Origin of the sequence: Mesorhizobium sp. B2-4-2 (assembly GCF_006442845.1) — a bacterium.
Taxonomy (GTDB): Bacteria; Pseudomonadota; Alphaproteobacteria; order Rhizobiales; family Rhizobiaceae; genus Mesorhizobium.
Genome location: NZ_VFVM01000002.1, coordinates 534,931 through 550,657 on the forward strand (window position 1 = coordinate 534,931; position 15,727 = coordinate 550,657).

At 63.4% G+C, this 15,727-nt stretch carries 16 protein-coding genes; 9 read left to right on the forward strand and 7 right to left on the reverse strand.

From position 1 onward, the window contains the following. Positions 1-36: 36 nt before the first annotated feature. Positions 37-978 carry a phosphoribosylaminoimidazolesuccinocarboxamide synthase gene (locus FJ942_RS06305; protein ID WP_140556048.1) on the forward strand — a complete coding sequence of 314 codons (942 nt, stop codon included), beginning with the start codon at positions 37-39 and terminating at the stop codon, positions 976-978. A gap of 128 nt (positions 979-1,106) precedes the next feature. Further along, complete coding sequence (locus FJ942_RS06310) at positions 1,107-1,502, forward strand: acyl-CoA thioesterase (RefSeq protein ID WP_091579483.1); 396 nt, start codon at positions 1,107-1,109, stop codon at positions 1,500-1,502. A gap of 94 nt (positions 1,503-1,596) precedes the next feature. Here the strand turns inward: FJ942_RS06310 and FJ942_RS06315 are convergent, their stop codons facing one another. Next, positions 1,597-1,965 carry a helix-turn-helix domain-containing protein gene (locus FJ942_RS06315; protein WP_181165214.1) on the reverse strand — a complete coding sequence of 123 codons (369 nt, stop codon included), beginning with the start codon at positions 1,963-1,965 and terminating at the stop codon, positions 1,597-1,599. A 104-nt stretch (positions 1,966-2,069) separates the two neighbouring features. Here FJ942_RS06315 and FJ942_RS06320 point away from each other — a divergent pair, with 104 nt between their 5' ends. Further along, positions 2,070-2,675 (forward strand): NADPH-dependent FMN reductase, encoded by a 606-nt coding sequence (locus FJ942_RS06320; protein ID WP_140495977.1) that lies wholly within the window; start codon positions 2,070-2,072, stop codon positions 2,673-2,675. A gap of 53 nt (positions 2,676-2,728) precedes the next feature. Here the strand turns inward: FJ942_RS06320 and FJ942_RS06325 are convergent, their stop codons facing one another. Beyond that, a complete protein-coding gene (locus tag FJ942_RS06325; RefSeq protein WP_140495976.1) occupies positions 2,729-3,130 on the reverse strand; it encodes a helix-turn-helix domain-containing protein in 402 nt (133 codons plus the stop codon). A gap of 97 nt (positions 3,131-3,227) precedes the next feature. On the opposite strand from FJ942_RS06325, the gene FJ942_RS06330 reads away from it, so the two are divergent. Then, positions 3,228-4,205: a zinc-binding dehydrogenase gene (locus FJ942_RS06330; protein WP_140728563.1), complete on the forward strand. Its 978-nt coding sequence runs from the start codon at positions 3,228-3,230 to the stop codon at positions 4,203-4,205. A gap of 61 nt (positions 4,206-4,266) precedes the next feature. Here FJ942_RS06330 and FJ942_RS06335 read toward each other — a convergent pair whose 3' ends face one another. Beyond that, a complete protein-coding gene (locus FJ942_RS06335; RefSeq protein WP_181165213.1) occupies positions 4,267-4,788 on the reverse strand; it encodes a hypothetical protein in 522 nt (173 codons plus the stop codon). 40 nt (positions 4,789-4,828) lie between these two features. Beyond that, entirely contained in the window at positions 4,829-5,353 is a 525-nt protein-coding gene (locus FJ942_RS06340) for a gamma-glutamylcyclotransferase family protein (protein WP_246672626.1), read from the reverse strand. A gap of 277 nt (positions 5,354-5,630) precedes the next feature. Between FJ942_RS06340 and FJ942_RS06345 the strand changes: the two genes are divergently transcribed. The 4 genes from FJ942_RS06345 to FJ942_RS06360 all read left to right on the forward strand — a co-directional run bounded on the left by FJ942_RS06345 (position 5,631) and on the right by FJ942_RS06360 (position 11,449). Continuing rightward, positions 5,631-6,509 carry a DMT family transporter gene (locus tag FJ942_RS06345; protein WP_140524956.1) on the forward strand — a complete coding sequence of 293 codons (879 nt, stop codon included), beginning with the start codon at positions 5,631-5,633 and terminating at the stop codon, positions 6,507-6,509. Between the two features lie 407 nt (positions 6,510-6,916). Continuing rightward, a complete protein-coding gene (locus tag FJ942_RS06350) occupies positions 6,917-8,341 on the forward strand; it encodes a family 16 glycosylhydrolase (protein ID WP_140524887.1) in 1,425 nt (474 codons plus the stop codon). A gap of 45 nt (positions 8,342-8,386) precedes the next feature. Continuing rightward, a complete protein-coding gene (locus FJ942_RS06355) occupies positions 8,387-10,129 on the forward strand; it encodes a type I secretion system permease/ATPase (RefSeq protein ID WP_140556043.1) in 1,743 nt (580 codons plus the stop codon). Positions 10,130-10,132: 3 nt separating this feature from the next. Further along, the gene (locus FJ942_RS06360; protein WP_140897367.1) at positions 10,133-11,449 is read left to right on the forward strand and encodes an HlyD family type I secretion periplasmic adaptor subunit; all 1,317 of its coding nucleotides are present in this window, start codon (positions 10,133-10,135) and stop codon (positions 11,447-11,449) included. Positions 11,450-11,516: 67 nt separating this feature from the next. On the opposite strand, the gene FJ942_RS06365 is transcribed toward FJ942_RS06360, so the two are convergent. Beyond that, positions 11,517-12,827, reverse strand: a complete 1,311-nt coding sequence (locus FJ942_RS06365; RefSeq protein WP_140556040.1) for a hemolysin family protein — start codon at positions 12,825-12,827, stop codon at positions 11,517-11,519. Positions 12,828-12,908: 81 nt separating this feature from the next. After that, on the reverse strand, positions 12,909-13,823 hold the full coding sequence (locus FJ942_RS06370; RefSeq protein ID WP_140556038.1) for a LysR family transcriptional regulator: 915 nt from the start codon (positions 13,821-13,823) through the stop codon (positions 12,909-12,911). Positions 13,824-13,947: 124 nt separating this feature from the next. Between FJ942_RS06370 and FJ942_RS06375 the strand changes: the two genes are divergently transcribed. Then, a complete protein-coding gene (locus FJ942_RS06375) occupies positions 13,948-14,970 on the forward strand; it encodes an NAD(P)-dependent alcohol dehydrogenase (RefSeq protein WP_140556036.1) in 1,023 nt (340 codons plus the stop codon). 9 nt (positions 14,971-14,979) lie between these two features. Here the strand turns inward: FJ942_RS06375 and FJ942_RS06380 are convergent, their stop codons facing one another. Further along, positions 14,980-15,687: an LssY C-terminal domain-containing protein gene (locus FJ942_RS06380; protein WP_140897368.1), complete on the reverse strand. Its 708-nt coding sequence runs from the start codon at positions 15,685-15,687 to the stop codon at positions 14,980-14,982. Positions 15,688-15,727: the final 40 nt, after the last annotated feature.

Below are 15,727 nucleotides of genomic sequence, written 5' to 3' on the forward strand. Positions count from 1 at the left end.
AGGACATCGGCCAATCTGCGCAAGGCAGGAGATCCCATGCGTGTCCTGTCGGATGCTTTCATTCCCGAACTGCCGGGTCACTACAAGGGCAAGGTCCGCGAGAATTACGACCTCCCGGACGGGAGGCGCATCATCATCGCCACAGACCGCCTCAGCGCCTTCGACACCATCCTGACCTCGATCCCGTTCAAGGGCGAGGTCCTGACGCAGACGGCGCGGTACTGGTTCGAGGAAACCGCCGATATCTGCCCGAACCATGTTCTCGAATATCCCGACCCGAATGTCGTCGTCGGCACCAGGCTCGACATCCTGCCGGTCGAGATCGTCGTGCGCGGCTATCTGGCGGGCACCACCAGCACCTCGATCCTGACCCGCTATCGTCGCGGCGAACGGGACATGTATGGCATGCGGCTGCCGGACGGCCTGCGCGACAATGAGAAGCTGGCCGAACCGATCATCACGCCGACCAGCAAGGCCGCGCATGGCGGCCATGACGAGCCGCTGTCCAGGACCGAGATCATCGAACAGGGCCTGCTCACCCAGGCGCAGTGGGACACCGTCTCGGATTACGCCTTGAACCTGTTCGCCCGCGGCCAGGCGCGTGCCGCCGAACGCGGCCTGATCCTCGCCGACACGAAATACGAATTCGGCATCGACCAAAACAGGACGATCATCCTGGCCGACGAAATCCACACGCCCGACAGCAGCCGGTACTGGATCGCCGGGAGTTACGAACAGGCCCTGGCGAACGGCACTCGGCCGGAAAGTTTCGACAAGGATTTCATCCGATCGTGGGTGACGGCGCGCTGCGATCCCTACAGGGAGCCTATTCCGGAAATCCCGGATGAGATCGTCGAACAGGCCTCCAAAGTCTATGCGCAGGCTTACGAGGCCATCACCGGCAAGACGTTCGTCCCCGACGTTTCCGGGCATACTGTTCTCGATCGCATTCGAGCGAACCTCGAGCGCTATTTCTAGAAGGCCGCGAGCCCTTGCGGGGGGACTCGAAATGAAGGTCCGAGCCGTGGATCGCGATCGTCTCGCGTTGACGCGTTGGCGCCTTGACGGTACGGGATCAGGGCAGTCAATCTCTGGGGATAACTCGCATGGTGCATTACGCGGACGGGCGGCCGATCGGCGATCTGACGCTGCGCACGCTGGCCATGCCTTCGGACGCCAATGCCGCCGGCGACATTTTCGGCGGCTGGGTGATGGCGCAGATGGACCTGGCCTGCGGCATCCGCGCCGCCGAGCGCGCCAAGGGCCGCGTGGTGACGGCGGCGGTCAAGGAGATGTCCTTCGCCAAGCCGATGAAGATCGGCGATACGCTGTGCATCTACACCCATGTCGAGCGCGTCGGCCGCACCTCGATGACGCTCAAGGTCGAGGCCTGGGCGCAGCGCTATCTCTCCGACCTGATGGAAAAGGTCACGCACGCCGATTTCGTCATGGTGGCGCTGGACGGCGAGGGCAAGCCGAAGGCCGTTCCGGCCGAAAGCTAAAGCCTGGGACCGCTGTGAAACTGTCTTTCAGCCCTGCGGCGGCGGTGCGGACACGAAGACAATCAGTCAATGATTGCTGAACGACTGTAGAATTTCAGCCATGCAGGCCATCGAATTTCGCACGCGCGGCCCGCACGCGCGTGGTATTCCTGCGCGCCCATTCGCCGAGCGCGCTGACGGGGACCAGCAGTTCATGGCCGAGTTCGGTCAGCTCGTAGTCGACGCGCGGCGGAATGGTCGGGAACACGGTGCGGGTGACGAAACCGTCGCGTTCCAGCCCTCGCAAGGTGGTGGTCAGCATCTTCTGCGAGATGCCGCCGACAGCCGCGCGCAGCTCATTGAAGCGCAGCGGTCCGTCGCCGAGCTTGCCGACGACGAGCACGGTCCACTTGTCGCCGACGCGCTGCAGGATTTCCGAAACGGCACGACAGTCTTCGGTGTTGTGCGGGTTCCTCAGTAACAAAAAGGTGCCTCCTTGCGCATGAAGTTGACAGGAACTCATATAGCCCCGGTATCCAAACGATACCAGTCTTACCTGCCCAGGAATTGCTTACCAGGAGAGCCCCTATGTCCAAACCCAAGATCGCCATCATCGTCGGTTCGACACGCGCCGCGCGCTTCGCCGACGTGCCCACCCAATGGATCGCCAAGATCGCCAAATCGCATGCCGATATCGAGGTCGATGTCGTTGACCTGCGCGATTTCCCGATGCCCTTCTTCGACGAGGTCGCATCCTCCGCCTGGGTGCCATCGACCAACGAGGTGGCGCAGCGCTGGCAGAAGAAGGTCGCCGAATATGACGGCTTCATCTTCACCGCCGCCGAGTACAATCACGGCCCGACGGCCGTGCTGAAGAACGCCATCGACTACGCCGCCAATGAATGGAACAAGAAGCCGGCCGGCTTCGTCGGCTATGGCAGCGTCGGCGGTGCCCGCGCTGTCGAGCAGCTGCGCCTCCACGCGGTCGAATTGCAGATGGCGCCGGTCAAGTCGGCCGTCCATATCGCCTGGGGCGATTTCCTCGCGGTGCGCCAGGGCGAGAAGAAGCTCGAGGAGATCGAGCACCTGAACCAGGCCGCGACCGCGCTCGTCAACGACGTCGCCTGGTGGGCCAAGGCGCTCAAGACCGCGCGCCAGGCCGACGCCATAGACGAGGAAATCAAGGCGGCCTGACCGCCTCGAAATCATCCTCCCAAGGATGTGGGGCGGCGCTTGCGCCGCCCTTTTCAATTGCGAAAGGCTGCTTGCTCGTCCCGCCCTGGTCGTGGCCGGATGACGCAGTCGGCAAGGCGATGCTTTTCGTTCAGTTCGTCGGCGTGGTGCTGGCCCCATTGGCACAGCGCCAGCAGGATGGGCTCGAGGCTGAGGCCGAGCGGCGTGGCGGAATATTCGACGCGCGACGGAACTTCGGCGAAGATTTCGCGGCTGACGAGACCGTGCTCCTCCATTTCGCGGAGCTGCTGGATCAGCACTTTCTGGGTGATGCCCGGCATCAGCGCCTTGAGTGCGGTCAGCCGCCTTGGGCCGTCGAAGAGATGGTAGAGGATGACCGCCTTCCAGCGCCCTGCGATCACTTTCAGGGCGCGCTCCGCCGGCAGCATCGGCAGTCTCTTGGTTATTCCCGCCATGGTCACCACCTGGTCAGCAGGGGACAAATGAGTGTGTAGTCGAGGTCTCGCAGATAGTGGCAAACCGCGGCCGATGCCATAGCGATCGGAGTTTGCCATGAAAGCCGCACAATTCAGCCGTTTCGGCGGCCCCGAGGTGCTGGAGACTGTCGACCTGCCGACACCGGAGCCGCAGGCCGGCGAGGTGCTGATCCGCGTTCATGCCGCCGGCATCAACTTCTTCGAGGTGCTGATGCGCGCGGATCGTTATGCGGTCACGCCGCAATTGCCGATGGTTCCCGGCGTCGAGGCGGCGGGGGTCGTGGAGGCCGTCGGGCAAGGGGCGGACGATACGCTGGTCGGGACCCGGATCGCGGCGCCTTTGTTCGCCTCGACACGCCCCTTTGGCGGCTATGCCGAGTATGTGACGATCGACGCAGGCTTGGCAGTGCCCCTGCCGGATCCGCTTTCGTTCGAGGAGGCGACGGCGTTGATGGTGCAGGGGCTGACCGCCTTTCATCTGTTGCGGCAAAGTCCGCCGGCGAACAGGACGGTTTTGGTTCCCGCCGCCGCGGGCGGGGTCGGTTCGCTGCTCGTCCAGTTGGCGAAGCGCCAAGGCGCGCGCCGGGTCATTGGGCTCGCCGGCGGCAAGGCCAAGCTCGACGTCGCCATGTCGCATGGTGCCGACATCGCCATCGATCGTCATTCCGGAGACTGGGTGGCCGAAACCAGAGACGCCGCGCAGGGTGGTCTCGATACGATCTATGACACCGTCGGCGGAGCGATGACCGGGGACTTCCTCGATATCCTGGCGCCCGGTGGCGAGCTCGTGTTTGCAGCACTTGGCCGCTATGCGCTTGGCGTTGCCCGGCTTGAGGCGATGATCGGCAGGAATCAGTCGTTGAAGGGCTTCGCGCTGCTCCCGCTGCTGTCCCCTGGAGTGCTGAGAGCGAGCCTTTCGGAGCTTTTCGATCTGGCTGCCAGCGGCGACATTGTCGTCACGACTGGCGGGCGCTTTCCGCTCGACCAAGCCGGCGAGGCGCATCGCCTGCTCGAAGAGCACCGCTCGATCGGCAAGGTCGTGCTGATGCCTTAGTGTCGGGCTGCCGGGCAATCCGCTGGGGATGGAAATAGCCTTCGGCCCAAAATCGTGCGTGTCAAACGCCGGCGACGGCGAAAAGCCAGGCGAGGATATCGAACAACAAAAGAACCAGCGCGATCTGCAATGCTACCCGAAGCCGCTGGATGATGCGCCAGTTGCTGGCCATGTCCGCCTTGATGCGAAGGGCAAGCGCGCGCTGCATGGCCGATATCTTCAGCGGCCTGTCGCCATCTACATAGTGATGGAGCAGCTCTTCCGGATCGAAGCGGAACGTGTATTTGTGATAGGGCCAAAGCAGGAAGACGATCAGTCCGCCGATGCCGAACAGCAGGGCCACTGCGATCCAATCCCAGAGCCCGAGCCCGTCGGAAAGCGCCCTTGCGCCAAGCAACGAGTTTACAAACGCGGTGGCGAAGATGAGGCTGCCCGCGCGCGCGTTCATGTTCTCGACGAGATTCTGCTGATGATTGAGGCCTCGCACTGCCTCCTGATAGATAAATGCCAGGCGAGGATCGTCGTCGGCAGGATCGCTTGCGACTGCCGTGTTGCTGCCTCCGGCGCCGGTACGTTCAGTCATGAGAATGCTCTATGCCGCATCGGTGATGCGTCACCTTAGCTCAAAATCCCTTGGCGCTAAAACGTGCCGGAGCATCAGTGGCGAGGTGAAACCACTTGGCGTCGCAGAAAAGCCGAACCAGGCGGGAAACGCCATGCACGTTTCCTGGAGTTGTTCTAGCCACCCCATGAAAGCGCGAAGCGCCGATCATTGTAGTCTTTGAGATATCGGGAGTGGATCGGCGCGGCGAGATGCCGGGATTTCTGTAGACATACGCCGAGACAGGCGGCCCGCCATCGACAGGCTCTGCTTCGATCAGCACGCGCAAATTTCCGGGCTTGCCAACGGATTCGATCCTGTCGAGGTTTGCCAAGGCGCGATCGTCCACGGCGTAGAGTTCGCCGCCGACCTGGAAGCCGACGCCTGGTTCATTGAACATCATCGGAGCGAAGCGAGGTCCAGCGATCAGCATCGGGAAGCGCTCTCGCGTCCTGTAGGCGCCCAGAAATGCGGCTTCGGACAAACCCTCGCCGTGAAGGGGAAAGCCTTTCTTCAAGGTACCAAACACGAAGAGTTTCCGCATCATGCGCGGGGAACGCCGGCCAAGCTTGGAAGTTCATCTGTTTTCATCGGCGTTCGGGGCAGCGGAAGTGAGCAGGACAGCGGATTCAGCATCGTATCTGGGCTGAGGCGTGGAGCTGTGAAGGTTGCTTTCGCGCGATGCCGGACCGATACGGGTTGGCCCTCCATATGGGCGGAGCTGCCATCTGGCTCGGCCGTTCTGCCCTGATATATCCGGCCGCGATCCATCACATGAGCAAAGCCCCGTGAAGTCATCCAGCCTGGCAGGCGTCGTTTCCCCCATGATCCCGGTGCTGGTGTGCGCGCTCGGCATCTTCCTTCTGTCGGGGATGGATGCGGCGATGAAGGTTCTGGTCATTGCCGTGGGCGTCTACAACACGGTGCTATGGCGCAGCATGCTGGCGACCGTGGTCGCGGGCGCCGGCTGGTCGGCAGGGTCGCGTTCATTTCCCGCCCTTTCCGTGTTGAGGCTGCATGCGCTGCGTGCCGTTGTTGTCGGCATTGTCTTGCTGTCGTTCTTCTGGGGGCTTGCCAGGCTGCCGCTGGCGGAGGCGATCGGCCTCAGTTTCGTGGCGCCGCTGTTTGCGCTCCTGCTGGCCGCACTGTTGCTGGGCGAACGGATACAGCGACAGGCGATCTGGGCATCGCTGGCCGGCATTGCCGGCGTCGCAATCATAATAGCCGGACAGTTCGGGCATGCGACCTATGCCGAGGATGCCCTGCTCGGCACGGCCGCCGTGCTGGTATCGACGGTGTTCTACGCCTACAACCTGATCCTCGCGCGGCAACAGGCGTTGCTGGCCAAGCCGATCGAAATCATGCTGTTCCAGAACCTTTGCGTTGCCGTCATCCTCGGTCTCGCCGCACCCTGGCTTGCCATTGCGCTGCCAAGCGAGTTCTGGCTTCCTCTCGCCGGGGTGACGGCGCTTTCGCTCGCCGGCCAATTCCTGATGAGCTGGGCCTACGCGCGCGCCGAAGCGCAATATCTGATCCCGACCGAATACTCCGCCTTCATCTGGGCGATTGCGCTTGGGTGGTTCTTCTTCGACGAGGCGGTGACCTGGACCACGCTGGCGGGAGCGGGCCTCATCGTGGCCAGTTGCCTGATCGCCTCGCGCTCGAACCCGAAGCTTTCCGAACCGATCGAAGCCGCGGTTTGACGGTGTTCCCCTGCGACAAATAGCAGGCACTGCGCCGCCGGCCCGAGGCCTGTTCCCTCGCTCGATGCGCCAGCCCTCGAATTCGCCCATCGCTCCAGAGCGGCAATGTTACGGCCCGCCAGAAAGCCGGAATCGCTTTTTTGTGACCTACGCCAGGCGTGGCAGCAAGTATATCGCCGTTTTCTCGGTATAAGCGAAAATTTTATTAAAAGTTTTACTGACTTCATTACGATTTATAGACCATTTCTTGGCCTCTAGTGCTTTCGTTTCGAAAAATGTCACCCAACAGTCGATGTAATGCTGAACTGTGTGGCAAGCTCCTGGAACGACATCGTGCATGGCAACGTTGCTCCGTAAGCGGTTGCCGTTTCGAATGACCTGAACAGGCGCGAGGAAAGGATTTCCTGATGAGCACCGTCGTGAACGCCAAAGGCATCCCTCTCCCCTACACGGGCACGTCCACCCATTGGTTCTCGGCGACCGGATCCGGGCCGGAATTGCACGGCACCTCCGGCAACGACTCCTTCTGGGGGGACGCCAGCGTCAACGTCACCATCTATGGCGGCGCGGGCGATGACTACTATCACCTCTATTCCACCAACAACAAGGTGGTGGAGGATCCCGGGGCTGGCATCGACACGATCGACACATGGATGAGCTACAAGCTCCCCGACAATTTCGAGAATCTCGTCGTCACCGGCAACAATCGCTATGCGTTCGGAAATGCGTTGGACAACATCATCAAGGGTGGCTCGGGCCATCAGACGCTGGATGGCGGTCAGGGCAACGACGTGCTGATCGGCGGCAGCGGCGCCGACACTTTCATCATCACCAAGGGCAATGGAAGCGACCTGATCACCGATTTCGGCGCGGACGACACGGTCCGCCTCAATGGCTACGACTTCATGTCTTTCGACGACGTCAAGGCACATATGACCCAGGCAGGATCGAACCTTCTGCTGAACCTCGGATCCGACGAGGTGCTGGTGTTCAACAACACGACGGTGGACAAGCTGGCGCCCAGCCAGTTCGAACTGCCGATCGACAAGTCCGGAATGGCGCTGTCCTTTTCCGACGACTTCAACACGCTCAGCCTTTGGAACGGCCATGATGGCACCTGGAATTCCAACTTCTGGTGGGGAGCGCCGAACGGAAGCACGTTGAGCAGCAATGGGGAGCTGCAATGGTACATCGACGCCAATTACGGCCCGACCAGCTCAGTCCACCCGTTCAGCGTGGAAAACGGGGTGCTCACCATCACCGCGGCGCAAGCGCCCGAAGACATCAAGCCACTGATCAACAATTACGAATACACCTCGGGCATCCTGACGACCCACGAAAGCTTCTCGCAAACCTACGGCTATTTCGAAATGCGGGCGGACCTGCCCGAAACGGCCGGAGCCTGGCCGGCCTTCTGGCTGCTGCCGGAAGACGGCTCGTGGCCGCCGGAACTGGACGTCCTGGAAGCGCGCGGGCAGGATCCGAACACGCTCATCATGACGGCGCACACGAACGAGACGGGACAGCACACCAAGGTCTCTTCCTCGGTGAATGTTTCGGACACCGACGGCTTCCATACCTATGGCCTGCTGTGGACACCGGATACGCTCGTCTGGACCTATGACGGCGTAAAGGTCGCCGAAGCCGCGACGCCGTCCGACATGCACACGCCCATGTACATGCTGGCCGATCTCGCCATCGGCGGTTTTGCCGGCGCGCCTCCCGACCATCTCGCCACGCCGGCGGAGATGAAGATCGACTATATCCGCGCCTATACGCTGGATGACCTGCAGCACCACCCCCTGGACGTCGCGGGCGACCACTCGGTCTGAGCGCCGATGTCTCGGGACATGAGCCGCCAAGGGAGCGCGGGAACGATGGGACAGTCAGGTCTGCGGGCGGTCTTGTGGCGCGCCATCGCCGATGTCGGCGTTTTCTCGTTGCTGATCAACGTCCTGCTGCTGGTGATCCCGCTCTATCTGTTGCAGGTGTATGATCGGGTCCTGCCTTCCTCCAATGTCGAGACGCTTGTCTACCTGTCGGTCATCGCGGTTCTCGCGCTGGTCTTTCTGGGCTTTCTGGACGCGGTGCGCTCCATTTACACGCAGCGCGTCGCGGCCAGCATCGACAGCAAGCTCGGGGCGGAGACGTTCGCCGCTTCGCTTGGCGCCGACCACGCCTCCGCAGGCCTGTCGCCATTGCGTGATCTCGCCTCGGTATGCGCCTTCATCAGGTCGCGCGGCGTGGCGGTCCTGTTCGACCTGCCGTTTGCTCCGTTCTTCCTCGGACTGCTCTACCTGATCCATCCCGTGCTGTTCTGGCTCACCCTGGCTGGCGTGGCGATGCTGCTTGCACTGGTCCTGGCAACCCAGCTTGCCATCGGCAGGAACGACGCCTTGTTTTCACGACGTTCGGCGGTCGCCAGCCAGTCGGAGCAGGCCTTTGCCCGCGACGCCGAGACGCTGCGCGCCATGGGCATGGTCCAGAACGCCGCGCGGGCGTGGGGAAAGCACGTCGCCGAAGCGCTGATCGTTCACGACCGCGCGTCGACGGCTAATGCGATCTTCAGCGGAACGTCGCGGGCGGTGCGGATGATGCTGCAGCTGGCGATACTGGGCGTGGGTGCGTGGCTGGTCCTGCAAGGCAAGATGACGGCCGGGATGATCTTCGCGTCTTCCCTGGTATCGTCGCGCGCGCTGCAGCCGCTCGACCAACTGATCGGCTCGTGGCGGCAGATCGTCGACGCCAGACGATCGTGGAAACGGCTGGAGGCAACCCTTTCGGCACGTCCGTCCGCGGTGCAAAAACTGGCCTTGCCTGATCCGTCAGGCGCGATTTCGGCGCAGGATCTGATCTACGTCGCGCCGAATACGCCCGGCGGTCCGCCCATCGTCAAGAGGCTGAATTTCCACATCGGGGCCTGCGAGGCGGTGGCGATCGTCGGCCCGAGCGGAGCCGGCAAATCGACGCTCGCCAGATTGCTTGTCGGTGCGCTCCAACCGGTCAGCGGCTCGGTCAGGATCGACGGTGCCGATCTCAGGACCTGGGACGAAAAGCAGCTTGGAAGGCATATCGGCTATCTCGCGCAGGAGGTGGAACTGTTCCCGGGATCGATCGCGGAGAACGTCGGCCGCTTCGACCCCGACGCGGATGACGCCTCGATCGTCGAGGCGGCAAAGCGTGCCCAGGCCCATGAACTGATTTTGACGCAGCGCGACGGCTACCAGACGATGATCGGTCTCTCTGACAGGGCGCTGTCGGGCGGCGAGCGCCAAAGGATCGGGCTGGCGCGCGCCCTGTACGGCAACCCCAGAATTCTCGTCCTGGACGAGCCCAACGCTCATCTCGACGGCGCCGGCGAGGCGGCGCTCGAAGCGGTGCTCTCGGCTGCGCGCGCGGCAGGGACTACCTTGATCGTGATCACGCACCGCCCTTCGATCGCGGCGGCCTGCGACCGCGTGATGCTGCTGCGCGACGGCGTGATCGAAGCCTTCGGCCCGAGCGGCGATTTGCTGCGACAGCCGCTCGCCGGCAATTCTCCCCAGCAGAATACGGTGGTGACGGGGTCGTTCGCCACGACGATCCGCAGTGCCCCGCAAAAAACCCGCTTTGGATCGTAGATGATGGCAGTGCACAGCCTCGCCGGGGAACGCAGCCCGCGCACCGACACAGGGCGCGTGGCATTGGCCGGCTATGCGGCGATAGCGATATTTGCAGGTTGCTTCGGTTATTGGGCGGCCTATGCCCCCTTGTCCGGTGCGGTGATCACGCAAGGCACGATCTCGGCGATGGGCGGGAACATCCTCATCCAGCACCCCGAGGGCGGCATCGTCCAAGAGTTGCTGGTCCACGAAGGCGATCGCGTGCGGCAGGCGCAGGATCTGATCGTGCTGGATCCAACCGCCGCGCAGGCCGAGCTCAACCGGCTGACGAGGCAGTCGATCGCGCTCAGGGCAAGTGCGGCGCGGCTGGAGGCGGAGCGGGACGGGCTGGACAGGCTGGCGCCGATCACAACAGCGGCGCCGGCGCCGCTTCAGCACGATTTCGAAATGCTGGTTCGCGAACAGCAGAAGGAGTTCGACGCCAGGCTCGCCCGGTTCCGGTCGGAACGATCGATCCTCCAGCAGCGGGTCGTCATGCATCGGCAGTCCGTCGTGGGATTGGACGCCCAGAAACAAGCCATCCAGCAGCAGGTCGAGGTAGTGAAGAAGGAGCTCGGCATCAAGACCAGCCTTTTGGACAAAGGCCTGACCAACCGCACCGAATACTCCCAGCTTCTGCGCAGCGAAGCCGACCTCGTCGGCCAGGCGGGAGCGCTGGAGGCCAGTCTTGCATCGGCCAGCACCCAGATCGTCGAGGCGCAGGAGCAGACCGAGCGCTTGACCACGCAACGGGTGGAGGAGGCGCTGACGAAGCTGGACGAGGTTCGCTCCAACCTGGCCGACGTCGAGGAACAGATCAGGGCGGCCGCGGCGGTGCTGCGGCGCACGACAATCAAGGCGCCGGCAGCGGGCATCGTGGTGTCGTCGACCTACAATTCCAAGGGCAGCGTAGTTGCCCCGGGCGAAAAGATCATGGAGATCCTGCCGACGGCATCGGGATTGGTCGTCGACGCGAAGCTGCGGCCGAAGGACATCGATCAGGTGCGCGTCGGCCAGCCGGCGAAACTGCGATTGTCCGCCTTGAACACGCGGCTCACGCCCGAGGTTCCAGCCACCGTGACACAGATTTCCGCGGATCGGCTGATCGACGAGGCTACGCGTGAACCCTATTTCCGGGCGAAGCTGAAGATCGACGCCCTGCCATCCCGCGTGAAGCCCGAACAGCTCTATCCCGGGACGCCGGTCGAGGCGTTCATCAGCACTGGCGACCGGACTTTCCTGGAATATCTCGCGCGGCCGATGCTCGATTCGTTCGCCCGCGCCTTCACGGAGCAGTAGGCGCGGACCGGTAGATCGATCGGCCGATGCCCATGGCCGCTCTTGGCCCGAGGCAACGTTGGAAAAGTCAGCGCACCACTTCGCGGTGGCCGCTGGGCAGGCGCGTGGCGATCAGCTTGTCGATGCGGCGGCCGTCGAGATCGACCACCTCGAAGCGCCACCCTTGCGCGTCGACGCATTCGCCGGTCGCCGGCAGATGGTGCATGTGTGACAGCACATAGCCGGCGACGGTCTCGTAGTCGCGGTTTTCCGGCAGGTCGATGCCCAGCACCTCGGCCATCTCGTCGGCCTGCATATAGCCGGCAAGCAGCCATGAGCCGTCGTCGCGCTTGACGGCATTCTCCTCCTCGCCGGCTTCGAGGTCGGAACGGAAGACACCGGTGATGGCCTCCAGGATGTCGGCGGGGGTGACGATGCCTTCGAAATGGCCGTATTCGTCGTGCACCAGCGCCATCGGCACGTCGGATTCCTTCAGCGTCTGCAGCACGTCGAGCGCGTCGGCCTGATCGTGCACGATGGGCGCGGTGCGCACGTGCCGACGCGGGTCGAGCGCGCGGCCGCCCAGCAATGCCGCCAGCACATCACGTGTCTGGACGACACCGATCATGGCGTCGACGCCGCCGTCGCCGGCGGGCAAGCGCGAATGCTGCGTATCCATCAGGAGCTTGCGGATGGTGGCATCGTCGGACTGGAGGTTCATCCAGTCGACCTCGGTGCGCGGCGTCATGACGGCGCGCACGGCGCGGTCGCCAAGCCGCATGACGCCGGCGATCATGCGGCGCTCGTCGGATTCGATGGTGCCGTGATGCTCGGCCTCGGCGACCAGCATCTTGATCTCCTCGTCGGTGACCTTCTCCTCGCTTTCGCCGCGCTGGCCGAGCAACCAAAGCACGGCCCGGCCCGAAATATCGAGCAGGAAGACCAGCGGCGCCGAGACGGTGGCGAGGACGGTCATGGCCGGGGCAGCCCGCACGGCGACCCGCTCGGGATCGCGCAGTGCGATCTGCTTGGGCACGAGCTCACCGATGATCAGCGAGGCATAGGTGATGACGGCCACGACGATGCCGACGCCGAGCGGATCGGCGATGTTTTCGCGGATGCCGTTCGAGGCCAGGAACTGCGCCAGCCTTTCGCCGAGCGTGGCGCCGGAAAAGGCGCCGGACAGCACGCCGACCAGGGTGATGCCGATCTGCACCGAGGACAGGAACTTGCCGGGGTTGGAGCCAAGCGCAAGCGCCCGGCCGGCGCCCTTGACCTCGCGATCGATCATTGCCTTGAGGCGGGCCGGCCGCGACGAGACGATGGCAAGCTCGGACATTGCCAGAAGGCCGTTCACGCAGATGAGGACGACCACGGTGGCGATTTCAACATATAGCATCAGGGGTCAATAGCATTGCCGTGCTGGATTGGAAAATAGTCAGCAGCCGTTTTCAGGAAGATGACAGCGCATGCGGCCCCGTCAGGCGGCATCCCAGGGCGGCGCCGAAAAATGCTCGACCAGCGCATCGACGACGACGCGGACCTTCGGCGTCACTGCTCGCGTCACCGGCCAAACGGCGTGGACGGCAATGTTTTCGACGAGGCGGTCCGACAGCACCATTTCGAGCGCACCGCTCCTGAGGCTGTCCGCCGCCAACCATGTCGGCAGGAAGGTGATGCCACAGCCGGCAAGGGCGGCGTCGAGCATCGGCTCGCCATTGTCGAGGACCAGCCTTGCCCGCGGTGTGAACTTTCCGATTTGGCCGTCGGCGTGCCTTATGGTCCAGGGATGGGCGACGCCGTTACGGGTGTAGCCGATCAGCTTATGAGCGGCGAGCTCCTCGATCGTTCGCGGCCTGCCGTGCTCCTCGAGGTAGGCGGGGGCGGCCAATACGCACGAGCGTTGGACATAGAGCCGCCGCGCCGCGAGCGACAGGCTGTCGTCGAGCTCGCCCATGCGAACTGCCAGGTCGATGCCTTCTTCGATGAGATCGACGCGACGGTCGTTGAAGGAGATCTCCATCGCCAGATCGGGGAAGCGCTTGGAAATGTCGAACAAAACTGGGGCAACGCAGCGCTGGCCGAAGGCCGACGGCAAATCGACCCGAAGCCGGCCCGAGGGCACCTGCCGGTGCGAGGCAAGCAGCGACTGGGCGGCTTCGATTTCGGACAGCGCCCTGACGCAGGCTTCGTAGTAGCTGAGGCCTTCGCTTGTCGGGCTCAGGCTGCGGGTGGTGCGATTGAGCAGACGCACCCCAAGCCGATGCTCCAGCTGTGCGATCGATTTGCCGACCGCCGATTTCGTCACGCGCAGCCGTTCTCCCGCACTGGTGAAGCTGCCGGCTTCGATCGTTTGAACGAAGGCGACAATGCCCTGCAGATCGGCGGATTCCATGGCTGTGCCCCTATTGTAGAATAATGATCTTCAATTCGTTTCCAATTATGCCGCATAGAAGCACTTTTTTCCATAGTGGAATGACGTAAAGATCTCGCCAGCAACTCAATCCGGAGCAGACGAGATGAACAGAGACATCAACAGATCCTGGCAAATGACCGGTTTTGGCCTGTCCAAGCTGCAACCGGCGCAGGGAAAGGTACCCGCCCCCAGGCCTCATGAGCTGCTGGTGCGGATCAAGGCCATATCGCTGAATTACAAGGATCGAATGATCCTAGACGGGGTGCTGATCCCGGACCTCGTCTTTCCCTTCGTGCCGACATCGGATGCGGTGGGCGAGGTCGTGGCGGTCGGCGGCGGCGTCAGCCGCTTCCAGGCCGGGCAACGCGTGCTGGGCCAAGTGATCGCCGACTGGCCTGACGGCGATGCGCCGCCGGTGCTTCACCAGCACACGCTGGGATTGTCACTGCCCGGCACCTTGTCCGATTACGTGCTGCTTCACGAGGATGCCGTCGTGCTGGCGCCGCCTTCGCTCAGCGACGCCGAGGCCTCGACGCTGCCGATCGCGGCGCTGACGGCGTGGTTTGCCTTGGCGGAGGCGACGAAGCCGGTGCCCGGCCAGACCATTCTTATCCAGGGTACCGGCGGCGTGTCGCTGTTTGCACTGCAATTCGCGGCCGCTTTCGGCCTGCGCGCCATCGTCACCTCGAGCAGCGACGACAAGCTCGAACGGGCCAGGAAACTCGGCGCCTGGCAAGTGATCAACTACCGCACCCAGCCGGCATGGGACGAAGCCGCGCGTGACCTGACGGGTGGAACCGGCGTCAACCATATCCTGGAGATGGTCGGCGGCGACAATGCGCGGCGATCGCTCGATGCCCTGGCCGCCGACGGCCGCCTGTCGGTCATCGGCCTGCTGGGCTCGATGGAACTCAGCTTTCCGATCGTGCCGTTCCTGCGCAATCGCATCGTCGTGCAAGGGATATCGATCGGTCATCGCCGCGCCTTCGAGCGGATGAACCAGGCGATCGAGGTGCTCGGTATCCGGCCGGTGGTCGACAAGGTCTTCGGCTTCGAGGAGGTGGAGCAGGCCTTCCAGCATCTGGAGAAGGGACCGTTCGGCAAGGTCGTGGTCGCCACGAGCTGACTTCAGGCATCACGGCAGTTGCTTCAGCACGCCGAGCACGGCCTTGCCGTCGGTGAAATAGGGGTCGCCGCCGCCATTGCGCCCGTGCGTGGTGGCGCCGATGCCTTCCAGGTCGCTGGTTGAGATCAGCATTCCGGCGGCGGTCAAATCCTGCATAAGAAAGTCGCGTTCGGCGTCGATGTCGGGGCCGATATGATGGGTGATGGCGCCGGTGTCGTGGCTCAGGCCCACGCCACGGTCGAAACTGGCCGAGCCCAGCCATAGCGGACGGCCATCGTCGCCCGTGGCATCGGTCTGCCAGAAGCGCACATGATGACGGCGGTCGGCGCTGCCGCCGACCGGCTTCTCGAAAGCAAGATCCTGGGCGCGGCCTTCGAACAGCAGCCGGCTGACGGGCGCATCGGGGTAGGGGCGCGAGAACAGCACGCTTTCGCCGATGTCGATCGCTGTCCTCAATGTGATGGCGTCGGCCGTATCCCAGCCGGCGACGGCGAAGGCGTGGACAACCTCTTTTTGCGTGCCGATCAGGCCGATATTGATGGGGTCGCCCGGAATGCCTTGCGGCGTGTGCGTCACCATCTCGAAGCTTTGGCTGCGAAAGCCGCGATCGTGAAACGTCCAGAATTCCGGCGCGGCGACATAGGCGAGCCCCAGATAGGTCGCCATGAGCAACACCAGCCAGGTCGCAGCGCGTCGTCGGAAGCTTCGTTGGCTCATCGATGCCGCTCGAGTTCTACGACGTCACTGTACGCGGCGA